The organism is Chengkuizengella marina, from assembly GCF_009910845.1.
Classification (GTDB): Bacteria; Bacillota; Bacilli; order Paenibacillales; family KCTC-33759; genus Chengkuizengella; species Chengkuizengella marina.
Map to the genome: position 1 here is coordinate 1 of NZ_SIJB01000035.1, position 11,765 is coordinate 11,765.

General features: G+C 33.3%; 10 protein-coding genes. All 10 read right to left on the reverse strand.

Features of this window, described 5'->3' with window-relative positions; translation table 11 throughout:
- Positions 1-256: 256 nt before the first annotated feature.
- The 10 genes from ERL59_RS16880 to ERL59_RS16925 all read right to left on the reverse strand — a co-directional run bounded on the left by ERL59_RS16880 (position 257) and on the right by ERL59_RS16925 (position 11,765).
- Positions 257-514 (reverse strand): pro-sigmaK processing inhibitor BofA family protein, encoded by a 258-nt coding sequence (locus ERL59_RS16880; RefSeq protein ID WP_160647417.1) that lies wholly within the window; start codon positions 512-514, stop codon positions 257-259.
- Positions 515-529: 15 nt separating this feature from the next.
- Positions 530-775: a DUF2508 family protein gene (locus ERL59_RS16885; RefSeq protein ID WP_160647418.1), complete on the reverse strand. Its 246-nt coding sequence runs from the start codon at positions 773-775 to the stop codon at positions 530-532.
- Between the two features lie 269 nt (positions 776-1,044).
- A complete protein-coding gene (gene murA, locus ERL59_RS16890) occupies positions 1,045-2,376 on the reverse strand; it encodes a UDP-N-acetylglucosamine 1-carboxyvinyltransferase (RefSeq protein ID WP_160647419.1) in 1,332 nt (443 codons plus the stop codon).
- A 154-nt stretch (positions 2,377-2,530) separates the two neighbouring features.
- Entirely contained in the window at positions 2,531-2,767 is a 237-nt protein-coding gene (locus tag ERL59_RS16895; protein WP_160647420.1) for a DUF1146 family protein, read from the reverse strand.
- A gap of 15 nt (positions 2,768-2,782) precedes the next feature.
- On the reverse strand, positions 2,783-5,557 hold the full coding sequence (locus ERL59_RS16900; protein WP_160647421.1) for a S8 family peptidase: 2,775 nt from the start codon (positions 5,555-5,557) through the stop codon (positions 2,783-2,785).
- A gap of 321 nt (positions 5,558-5,878) precedes the next feature.
- Positions 5,879-7,417 (reverse strand): NADH-quinone oxidoreductase subunit N, encoded by a 1,539-nt coding sequence (locus ERL59_RS16905; RefSeq protein ID WP_160647422.1) that lies wholly within the window; start codon positions 7,415-7,417, stop codon positions 5,879-5,881.
- Positions 7,418-7,420: 3 nt separating this feature from the next.
- On the reverse strand, positions 7,421-9,019 hold the full coding sequence (locus ERL59_RS16910) for a complex I subunit 4 family protein (protein WP_160647423.1): 1,599 nt from the start codon (positions 9,017-9,019) through the stop codon (positions 7,421-7,423).
- Entirely contained in the window at positions 9,020-10,885 is a 1,866-nt protein-coding gene (gene nuoL / locus ERL59_RS16915) for an NADH-quinone oxidoreductase subunit L (RefSeq protein ID WP_160647424.1), read from the reverse strand.
- 48 nt (positions 10,886-10,933) lie between these two features.
- Entirely contained in the window at positions 10,934-11,236 is a 303-nt protein-coding gene (gene nuoK, locus ERL59_RS16920) for an NADH-quinone oxidoreductase subunit NuoK (protein WP_201763608.1), read from the reverse strand.
- Between the two features lie 4 nt (positions 11,237-11,240).
- Positions 11,241-11,765: an NADH-quinone oxidoreductase subunit J gene (locus ERL59_RS16925; protein WP_160647425.1), complete on the reverse strand. Its 525-nt coding sequence runs from the start codon at positions 11,763-11,765 to the stop codon at positions 11,241-11,243.

Here is an 11,765-nt window from a genome sequence, read left to right on the forward strand (position 1 = left end):
ATTCAGTTTTCAAGGTGCAAAGAATGCTTTATTACCAAGCATTTTTCTTTAATTTTTGTCGTCGTTCTCAGCGGCGACTTGATAAATATAACACATATAAAACTATCATGTCAACCATCTTTTATCTTTTCTATTGTAACATAAAAAATCATTCTCATCCCAGAGATCAACTGTGATTATGACATTTCCAAAAATAATTTTAACTAATATAATATAGTATAATTTTCTATCAAAGAAGAGAGGTAATCTCATTTGCTTAAATGATTAAGAACTTTATTCCTACAACTCCCAACAATCCAGGGACTCCCAACACACTACTTGTAATAAGAACGACAGAATTAATTGGTAGTATATCCCCTTCTACTATTAAATTAATAATATAAATAAAAATAGCAGAAGTAATAATATTTATTAATACATAATTCATCCATTTTGAAACTTTCTGATAGTTTCTTATTCCCAAAATCAGTACAAAAACAACAAATACAATAGTTAAATACGATATAAATCCCATTTTAATCCTCCGTTTTTATTTCTTCAACTTAGTAATCTGTAACTCCTTAGCTTGTCTTAATAACATCTCATACCTTTTTTCCGCTGCCTCCCATGAAAATATAGCAAAATCAATCTCGTCTTTGTCTACAGCGTAATTAAATTTTTCACCTGCTGCAATCCAATCATTTTTAGCTTTTTCTACTTCCTCATTAATTAATAATTCATCATGATCTATTGCATTAGAACTAAATTTGCTTAAATACTGCTGAATGCTTGTCATAAAAAACCTCCTTAGTTTATCATTATCTCGGGAAGCATAATTAATATAATATATAAATTAAAACTATAGAATAGAACTCTTTAGTTAAATAAAATCAACCCCAATTCAAAACTACAAAAACTATAAGAAAAACTTAATGATTGGTAGCCATAAATACAAGACTAAGGATAGTTATTAGCAAGGAAGCTGATGTCGTCTTTAAAGAGCACAAAAAAAGCCACCGAATGGTGACTTTAATAAATAAAAGTAGTTAAAATAAGAATGTATGATTATGCCAATGTAGGTTGAATAGGCAGTACACGTTCAATTCTTGTATTATGTTCATGTGCTTCCTCATTTTCATGATACTGTACCCTGCCAATATTTGCACCTAATTGTTTTAATTTCTCAGTTACATTTACATATCCACGATCAATATGATGAATATCAGAGATTACGGTTTCTCCTTCAGCTGCTAGTCCTGCTAAAATCAATGCTGCACCTGCTCTTAAATCTGTGGCATTGACCTTGGCACCAATTAATTTAGTATTTCCATTTATTACTGCTGTTTGTCCTTCAACTTTAATTTTTGCATTCATCCGTTCAAATTCAGAAACATGCATGAAACGATTTTCAAATAAAGACTCAGAGACAATACTTGTTCCATCTGAAATCATTAACAAACTCATCATTTGAGATTGCATATCTGTTGGAAATCCTGGATAAGGTAATGTTTTCAAGTCAACAGCCTTTAACGTAGTTGGGGCAGAAACTTGTATTCCTTTTTCATTGATAAGAATTGTGGTTCCCATTTCTTCCAACTTGGAAATGACAGGTGTTAAATGATCTTCAATAGCACCTTCAATAAAAATGTTTCCTCCAGTAATAGCTGCTGCAATCATATATGTACCAGCTTCAATACGATCAGGGATCACTGTATGATTAATACCTGATAACTGTTGTACACCTTCTATTCTAATCATTCCTGTACCTGCACCTCGAACCTTTGCTCCCATTCCATTTAAGAAGTTTGCTAAATCGACTATCTCTGGTTCTTTGGCAGCATTTTCAATGGTTGTCGTACCATGAGCTAGTGTAGCAGCCATCATAATATTTTCTGTAGCTCCAACACTAGGAACATCTAAGTATATTTTAGCACCTTTTAATCTCCCTTTAGACCTAGCCTCGATAAAACCTTGCCCAAATTCAATCTGGGCACCCATGGCTTCAAAACCTTTTAAATGTTGGTCTATGGGACGAGTCCCAATTGCACACCCTCCAGGTAAGGATATTTTTGCATAACCCTCACGACCTAATAAAGAACCAGCAACTAAAAAAGAGGCTCTCATTTTACGTACTAATTCGTAAGGTGCTTCATGTGCTTTTACTTGTTTGGCATCAACTTTTAAAACTTCATTATCATACCTAATATTTATTCCCATTGCCTCTAATACTTTAGCTATGGTAAAAACATCATCAAGAGGAGGAACATCGCGAATTACACTTATTCCGTCTTTTGCTAAAATTGAGGCAGCTATAATAGGTAATACAGCGTTTTTGGCACCGCTTATTTTGACTTTACCAGATAATGGTATGCCTCCGCGGACGATTATCTTTTCCATTGTTAGGCCTCCGCGCATCAATAATATAGTTTGCAATCTTTTCAATTTTACACTACTATCCGACTTGTTACAACTAACTTTTATTTCCTTTTTAATTACGAGTAATTATTTATTTTCATTGTTCGCAATTGTATCAAATGTTATTCTGCTTCAATCACTGAAATAAATATTTTATTGCTAGTGACCAGTTATAGTACTGAATGATAAAATTTCCTAGCTGATTACCAATCACAATTGTAATGATGACTTTTAGCAATTTGGCTTCAAAACTTTCCGGATTTTTCATAAAAATATCAAAACGAAAGGATTGCAGCACTTTCCAGCATAACAAAATGCTTAACAATACAATTACTAAATTCGTAATATTGTTTACAATTGCCTCCATCAACATAAACCATTACCTCTCCTACTCTAACAATAAATTGTATATTAATGTAGCAAATTCGGCTCGACTTGTCTGATTATCAGGCCTAAACGTACCGTCGTTATAACCATTAATAATTCCATCTAATTTTAATTGTGTTAATATTTCAGCTGCCCAATATCCTTCAGGTATATCATTAAAAGGGGTATCACCTTCAACACCCTCTTTACCAAGAGCATTTGCTATAATTTTTGCAGCTTCAACTCTACTTAAATTATTATTTGGAGCGAACGTTCCATCAGTATAACCATTGATTAAACCCGCTTCACTAGCTAAGAGGATCGGTTTATATGCCCAATATTGATTTGATAAATCTTTAAATGGTGAAGAAGTAGGGCCTACACCATCAAGCTCCATGGCCCTAACTACCATAGTGATTGCTTCGGCACGTGTAATATTCTCATTAGGAAGAAAACGTCCATCAACCCCGTTCACTATACCAAGATCCCAAAGCTCTTTAATTTCCTCTTTCGCCCAGTGCGTTTCAATATCTGAAAAAATGGTATCAATCGATTTCTCAGTAACTTGTAAAGAATACATTTGATGTTCAAAAGCTTGGTCAGAGACAAGTTTAACGTAATAAGTACCAGCAGCTAAACCCTCTAATTGTTTATTAATACTTGTCTTTCCTTCGTTTGTAGTTAAAAATACAAGGTTTTGCATCGAATTTAGCACACTTAATGTTACGTTTCTATTTTGTGGCAATTGATCTAAATCAATATTTATATCGCTTGTTTCATTAATTCTAAATGAAAACCAATCTTCATCTGTTCCATGATCAAAAACTCCATTATGTTCTGTATTCAAGTTTATTTTCGTTGTTTGATAGGCTTTATCATTAGGTTCATTTGTATCTACGAATGTAGGAAGATAAGTCACCTGTAAATGATAATTCCCTATAACAGGCAAGGAGTCCATTCCATCTTCCGCATAATTCTGTACTTGTAAATAGTATTTCCCAGGTAATACAGAGCTATGATAATATTCAGTCTCTCCAGTATTTCCTCTGTCTATGGAAAGAGGATCGGTTCCATCTGGTTTTTGCAGTATTAATTGTAGGTCCATTCTATTCGTGTCAGTAGACAGTTCAATTGTTAAATTGCCTTCTTGTACAACTTCAAATACATACCAATCTTTATCGTTCACTTGATGAAATGTACCTAGAATTTTTTCTTTAGTTCCTGTCAAATCATAGGCTTTATCTTGTGAATCATTGTCTTCAAATAAATCTGCTTCAATAAAAAACTGAGTAATAAATTCATACGGTAAGTAGTTAAAATCTGTCTGATCTTTATATCTCAATTGAATATAGCCTATTTGATCTTTTTTTACTGATAAATTTATATCCTCTAGTAAATTATAAACTAAAGTTTCCTCATTATTATGATAGACCAGTTCAACATCTTTCATATCATCTTCACTAATTGAAGTTGAATCAAATTCAAATTCTATCTTTAAACTTCCATCATATAAACTTTTTAGATAAAACCAATCCTCATCATTTTCATCTGTAAGAACACCAGACATCATAGCGTCCATTTGGAGAGGCTTGGCTTCATCTTTACTATTATTATCCTCATAAATATCTTCAATAGCTGGCTCAATTAAAGCTGAGTCAATTCTTAACAAACCATAACCAGAGTGTTCATCCCACCCAGTATCATGAACATCTTCTGCAGTTTGTCTAATTAAATTTCGAATTTGAGATGGCTCCAATTCAGGATTTTGTGACCAGATTAGTGCAGCTGCTGCAGCAACTTGAGGTGCGGCCATCGATGTTCCAACATTATAAGTGTAACTGCCATCAAGCCCGGTAGTATAAACCTTCCAAGACGCTACCACATCAATCTCTTGTCCAAAATTTGATTTTTCTGGAATCGTTTTATCATTCAGCAAACCACCTACTGCTAAAACTGTAGGATAAGCAGCCGGGTATTGAATTGATTGCAGCCCATCATTACCAGATGCAGCTACAATTAATACACCATTATCTTCTGCATATTGAACAATTTCCTGTAAATATGGTGAAGCACTATGTAATCCCAATGATAATACAACAATTTTTGCCCCATTCTCCACTGCGTACTGAATACCTTCTCCAAGATCAGTTTCATTACCTTCCCCTTGTTCATCCAATGCTTTAATAGGCATAATTTGTGTATTCCAAAGTATACCAGAAATTCCTATCACATTATTTCCAGATGCAGCTACAATTCCAGCCACGTTTGTTCCATGCCCATGATCATCTTGTGGGAGGGCACTTCCATCTAATATATTTACACCGTCTACTAAATTGTCTATTAAATCAGGGTGTTGTAAGTCAATCCCTGTATCAACAATTGCTATTTTTATTGAAGTATTTTCATTAGCAATATCCCATGCTTCAATTGCACCAATATTTGATAAATAAGACTGTTGTGATACAAATTCATCATTTGGCAAAGAAGAAACTTGGACTATATGATTCTCCTGATAATACTCTATATACGAAGATCTATTTAAACTAGATAACCATATATGTATATTTTCATTATCATGTGGTCTCAATACACTAATGTTAAAGTCAGTGTAATCTGCAATCACTTCACTTTTCAATAATAGCTGTTCATCCTTTTCATCAATCCATTTAATAATCCAGCTTTGATCTTTATCTAATGATTGTGCATAAATATAACTTTGAATATTGATAGTTTGTACAACTAATAATGTAAATAGAAAGGAGACTATTATAAATGTAATTGTTATATATTTTCTCATGATTGTCCCTATCCTTTATTTTATATTTATAAATTATAATCTATAAACTAAATCTATCATGTTTTATATCAATAATAAAGTAAATCTTTCTATATTTTTATATATTTTAAATGGAAAATAATTCTGATTGACCAATGGAAGAATTTATTTTATAAAAAAAATCACTCCTACATGATCAAGTTATTTTTAGACTTTCAAAATAATAACTTGATATTAATGTAGAAGTGATTATTATATAACAAAATTACTTATGATATTACTTAAAATATACCTTTCCAATTCTCATTTATTTAAATTTAAGAATTTGACAATTTTAATTTTTTATCTGATAAAAAAGTCTGTTCCAATTGTAAATATATCGTTGATATAGCTTAATACATAATTCGGGAAAAACCCAAGAATAATCGTAACCACAGTACTAATCCATATTGTAATAGCTATTGGAACTGAAAGATTTAACTTATTCGAACCTGCTTCAAAATTTGTGCGCATAAACATTTGGCGAATAATGGAAAAATAATAATAAAATGATATGACACTGGTAAGAATCATAACGATTGCTAACCAATAAGCTTTGACTTGCAGCGCACCTAATAAAATAAATACTTTACCGATAAACCCTCCAGTAACAGGCAGTCCTGCAAGAGATAGAAGAAGGATCACAACTGCAAATGCTGTATATGGAGCTCTATAATATAGACCTGCAAATCCTTTTAACTCACCATCCCCTGTTGTCCTTTCAATCGCCATCAGCACTGCAAATGCGCCAATGTTCATAAACAAATAAGCAATTAAATAAAAATACAGTTCAGAAAAATTAGATGAATGTGGAAATTGACTATGTAAACCAATTCCAATAGGAACTAATAAGTATCCCGCATTCGCTACACCAGAATAAGCTAAAAGTCGTTTCACTTTTCGTTGTTTTAAAGCTAAAACGTTTCCTATGATCATTGCTGCTGCTGCAACCAATAAGATGATCATAAATAAGTCAATAAAGACTGGGCTTGAATCTTGCCCCCCAACCCCATAATAAACTAAGTAAACCAATCTAAATAACATCGCAAAACCAGCCGCTTTAGACACAGTTGCTAAATAGGCAGTAATCGGTGTTGCTGCTCCTTGATATACGTCTGCCGCCCATGTATGGAAAGGTGCTGCAGCAATTTTAGTTCCTAGACCTGCTACGATTAACATAAAACTTACATAGATCAATAACTCAAAAGAGCTATCGCTGACTTGCAAGGCCTGATTAATCTCAGTTAAATTTGTACTACCAGAAAGACCATATAAAAATGACATTCCGTATAATATAAATGCTGAAGCAATTCCTCCAACTACTATATATTTAAATGCAGCTTCATTTGTCTTCGTATTCCCTTTCCTTATCCCTACCAAAATATAAGATGTGATACTAAGCAACTCAAGACCCACGTACAAAGTAATTAGGTCCCCTGAGGATGCCATAATCATTGCACCTAATGTAGCAGGTAAAAATAAATAATAATATTCTCCTCTATGATGAATATCTTCCTTTTTAACGGAGCCGATGCTCATGAAAAGAATAAAGATCGTTCCTATAAGGAATATCAGTTTAAATAAATTTGCAAAATCGTCTACTCGATAACTTAGATTTAATAATTGTACAGGAGCTAACGGATCCTCTGAAAGATTTAACAATCGCATATAATAAATGACAAATGCGGTTGAAATCATTAGAGATACAATCGATAACCATCCTAATATCGTACGATTTACCTTGTTAGGTAATATCAAATCTAAAACCGATATGATGACTGCAGCGATGACTAACGTAAGCTCTGGTGATAAATATACTAAATCAGATAATTGAAGACGCATTGGTTAACCCCCCATCTTCGTGACTATACTTAGAATCGTTTCTTGCATTGGTTCAATTAAAACAGCAGGATATATTCCAAGAAGAAGAATAAAAGCAACCAAAGCAATCATTGGAACAGCTTCTACTAACCTTGCCTCATTCATCTTGGTATATTGTGTTGGTAAAGACCCAAATGTCATTTTCAATACCCCTCGCAATACATAAACAGCAGTTAATACAATACCAAGTGTACCTATTATAGTAACGATTGGCATCGTATCAAACAATCCTACAAAGGTTAAAAACTCACTAATGAAACCTGATAAACCTGGCAAACCTAACGAAGCCATACCGGCAATTAACAAAATTCCACTTATAAACGGAATAGATTTTGCTAAACCACCCAATTCATCAAGTTTTGTAGTTTGTGTACGTTCGTAAATACTACCGACGATTAAGAACATGAGCGCAGATATAAAACCATGGGAAACTAGTTGATATACCGCTCCTTGCATTCCAGCCAAATTAAATGCCGCTATACCAAGAAGCACAATTCCCATATGACTTACACTTGAGTATGCTAAAATCAGCTTGAATTCATTTTGTACAAATGCCAAAATGGCACCATATAAAATATTTATTATTCCTAGTATCGCTAAAATAAAAGCCCATTCTTTTGCCTGTTCTGGAAATAATACAACTCCAAAACGAATGAGACCATATGCACCCATTTTAAGCAATAAACCAGAGTGAATCATAACAATGGATGGAGGAGCTTCTGTATGTACTCTTAACATCCAAGTATGGAACGGGAATATCGGTAATTTAATGCCGAATGCCACAAGCAGCATTATGAATATAAACCATCGCATATTTTCACTTAAATAAAATATAGTACCTTCAATATTAGCTAAAGATTGCGGGTTGTTTAACTGATCGAATACTACACCAACATCAGATGTATATCTCAATAAATTAGAAGCTTCGTCAAAATAAAAACCTGCAGTATTAATTAATATCAATATAGCAATCAACATGATGGCAGAACCAACACCATTGTAAATCAAAAACTTGTTTGCTGCTCTCTCTCGATCCTTGTAACCCCATATTCCAATCAAGAAAAACATAGGAATTAATGTGATCTCAAAAAAGATAAAGAACAACATTAAATCTTTTGCAAAGAAAACACCCAATATACCTACTTCAAGAAGTAAAAACAAAATATAAAAGGTCTTCCATCTTTTTTTAATATAAACAGAAGCCAGTGCTGCCATTAAACAGACTAAAGCAGTTAAAAATGATAATGCTAACGATAATCCATCCACACCCATTAAATAATTAAATTCGTAAGCATAATCAATCGCTGGTGCACCAGGGGGTGAAATCAATTCACTATTTAACGGAATTTCTAAGAACTTCATTTCTTCTGTAAACTGCATACCCGAAGAGGTGTTATCAAAATCAATATATAATAAGGCAGACAAAATCAATGTTAATATCGTTGTAGCTATAGCAACCCATCTAATCGCTTTCCCTTTTTGACCTGGAATAAACAAAATGATCAATATACCTATCAAAGGAGAAAATGTTATTAAGGAGAGTAAAGGCAGATGTTCTAACATTTAAAAATACCTCCTTCCAAGCATAGCTGCGATAATGATGATAAATCCAATTAAAGTAACTAAACCATATGTTTGTACTTGCCCATTTTGCATTCTAGTACTCGCTCTACCTGTTGCCAAGACAATATTGGCAGTTAACTTAACTAATCCGTCTACAATAAATCGATCAATTGTGTTTAGAACAAGACCTAATATACGTAATGGCCTTACAATGGTCCACTCATATATCTCGTCTACATAATAACGATTAGCTAATACATTGTAAGCCCAGTTTCTAGATTTTGCACTTTGAGAAACTGACTTTTCACCAAACACAATCCAACCTAATACAATACCTGCAACGGCTACTACAGTGGATAAAATCATGACAATCCAGTTTGTATGTTCTTCAACTACATTACCTGTTAACCATTCACCTAACCAAGGATTGAACGGTGTAAATACAAAACCTGCTATAACAGCTAAAATACATAAGACAATAAGTGGTAATGTCATCACTATAGATGACTCTTTTGGTTTATCCGAAGAACGATTACTTCCCAGAAAAGCAATCTTGAACAACCTAGTCATATAAAATGCAGTGAAAAATGCAGCAGTGATACCAACTATAAACAATATCAAGTTGTCATGATATGCTTCTGTTAAAATTGCATCTTTAGACCAAAAACCTGAAAACGGAAAAATTCCTGACAAAGCTAATGCCCCGATAGCAAAAGTAATTGTCGTTACTTTCATTGATTTCCAAATGCCACCCATTTCTCTTATATCTTGTTTATGCAAAGCATGTAATACGCTACCTGCACCTAAAAAGAGAAGCGCTTTGAAAAATGCATGTGTAAATAAATGAAACACTCCGGCAGTATAAGCCCCTATTCCAAGAGCCATGATCATATATCCTAACTGACTGACAGTAGAATAAGCAAGTATACGTTTAAAATCATTTTGAGCTATCGCGATTGTAGCTGCAAATATTGCAGTAAAACCACCTACATAAGCTACAACTTCCATTGCAATGGGTGATGCAAGGAAAATATCATAAGTACGGGCTACTAAATATACACCAGCAGCAACCATTGTAGCTGCGTGAATCAAAGCACTAATTGGCGTAGGACCTTCCATCGCATCCGGTAACCAAGTATGTAATGGAAATTGACCTGATTTCCCCATTGCCCCTACAAAAATTAAAATTGCGATTGTGGTTATAACCCATGCTTCAATTGGGATGCTATTTGTACTAAACGCATTATGTATATCTGTAAAATTTAAAGAATGGTTTGGCATATACCAGAATAACATTAGGATGGCAATAAATAACCCTATATCCCCAATTCTGGTAACAATAAAAGCTTTTTTGGCTGCGGCTTTTGCTGACTCTTTTTCATACCAAAATCCAATAAGTAAAAAGGAACAGACACCTACAAGTTCCCAGAAAATATATAACTCAAGTAAATTTACGGATATAACAAGTCCTAACATTGAAAATGTAAATAATGAAATATAACTATAAAATACCGTGATTCTATGATCATCTTTCATATATGCTTTTGAATATAAATTGACTAATAAACTGACAAGGGTGACAACGATCAACATCATAGCGTTTAAATTGTTAATTTCAAAACCTAATCGAATAGAGATATCACCAAATGATAGCCAATCAAACTCATCCCAAGTATAAGCATCCATAGTCCCATTCAAACGTTCGAATAATACTAGAAATGCGAATACAAATGAGAGCAATGCAGCTCCGATGCTGATATAGGCACTCCATTTATTTCCTTGTTTACCGATTGCAATCAATATCACAAAAGCAATCAGTGGAAAAAGGGGTATAAGCCAAGCTAATTGAGAGAATACCGATTCCATAGTACCCTTCCTTTCCTTTAGTATTTGTTGTTCTAGTTAAAAAGGTAGTTATTTTTTCAATGAATTCATTTCAGTAACATTTGCTGTTGCTTTATTCCGATACAATGCAATTAAAATGGCTATACCTACTGCCGCTTCAGCTGCAGCAATCGTAATATTAAACAATGAAAAAATTTGCCCTTTTAAGGAAGGATTAATTCCATATTTCGCAAAAGCAATCAAATTCAGATTTACTGCGTTTAACATCAATTCAATACATAATAATACGATGACCGCATTCTTTTTTGATAATGCACCATAGAGACCGATCACAAACAACACAGCAGCTAATGTAAGATAAGAAGAAATCATGTTGTTAATCCTCCTCCCTTTTAGCCACAATGATGGCTCCAATAAAAGCGACCGTTAATAACACAGATACCAATTCAAAAGGAATCACATGCCAAGTAAAAAGCTCAATTCCTATCATTTTTGTATTTTCTTCATTTGAAGTAAATTCTTGTATTGGAAAAACTGCATCCTGAATAGCTAAATATAAAATAATAAAAAAACCGATGCTTCCAACTAGCAACAATACGTTATGTAGTGCTCTCTTCGGTTCTTCATTTTGCTTCTCGTGTTTAGTCATCATAATTCCAAAAATCATTAATATCGTCATTGCACCTGCGTAAATTAAAACTTGTACAAAGGCTAAAAACTCGGCATCAAGCATAACGTATAAACCTGCAAGACTGATAAAAGTAGTAGCAAGAGCTATAACCATATGGACAACTCTTTGGAGATTAATTAAAAAAACTGCCCCTACAATAACAAGCATGGAAAAAATAATAAATAATAAGTTTTCTCCATTAGATAAAAAATCTATAAAATTCTCCAGCAT

Excerpts from the sequence above, each read along its gene's own strand:
- ERL59_RS16880 (WP_160647417.1), bottom strand. The coding sequence starts at position 514 with ATGGGATTTATATCGTATTTAACTATTGTATTTGTTGTTTTTGTACTG.
- ERL59_RS16885 (WP_160647418.1), bottom strand. The coding sequence starts at position 775 with ATGACAAGCATTCAGCAGTATTTAAGCAAATTTAGTTCTAATGCAATA.
- murA (WP_160647419.1), bottom strand. The coding sequence starts at position 2,376 with ATGGAAAAGATAATCGTCCGCGGAGGCATACCATTATCTGGTAAAGTC.
- ERL59_RS16895 (WP_160647420.1), bottom strand. The coding sequence starts at position 2,767 with ATGTTGATGGAGGCAATTGTAAACAATATTACGAATTTAGTAATTGTA.
- ERL59_RS16900 (WP_160647421.1), bottom strand. The coding sequence starts at position 5,557 with ATGAGAAAATATATAACAATTACATTTATAATAGTCTCCTTTCTATTT.
- ERL59_RS16905 (WP_160647422.1), bottom strand. The coding sequence starts at position 7,417 with ATGCGTCTTCAATTATCTGATTTAGTATATTTATCACCAGAGCTTACG.
- ERL59_RS16910 (WP_160647423.1), bottom strand. The coding sequence starts at position 9,019 with ATGTTAGAACATCTGCCTTTACTCTCCTTAATAACATTTTCTCCTTTG.
- nuoL (WP_160647424.1), bottom strand. The coding sequence starts at position 10,885 with ATGGAATCGGTATTCTCTCAATTAGCTTGGCTTATACCCCTTTTTCCA.
- nuoK (WP_201763608.1), bottom strand. The coding sequence starts at position 11,236 with ATGATTTCTTCTTATCTTACATTAGCTGCTGTGTTGTTTGTGATCGGT.
- ERL59_RS16925 (WP_160647425.1), bottom strand. The coding sequence starts at position 11,765 with ATGCTGGAGAATTTTATAGATTTTTTATCTAATGGAGAAAACTTATTA.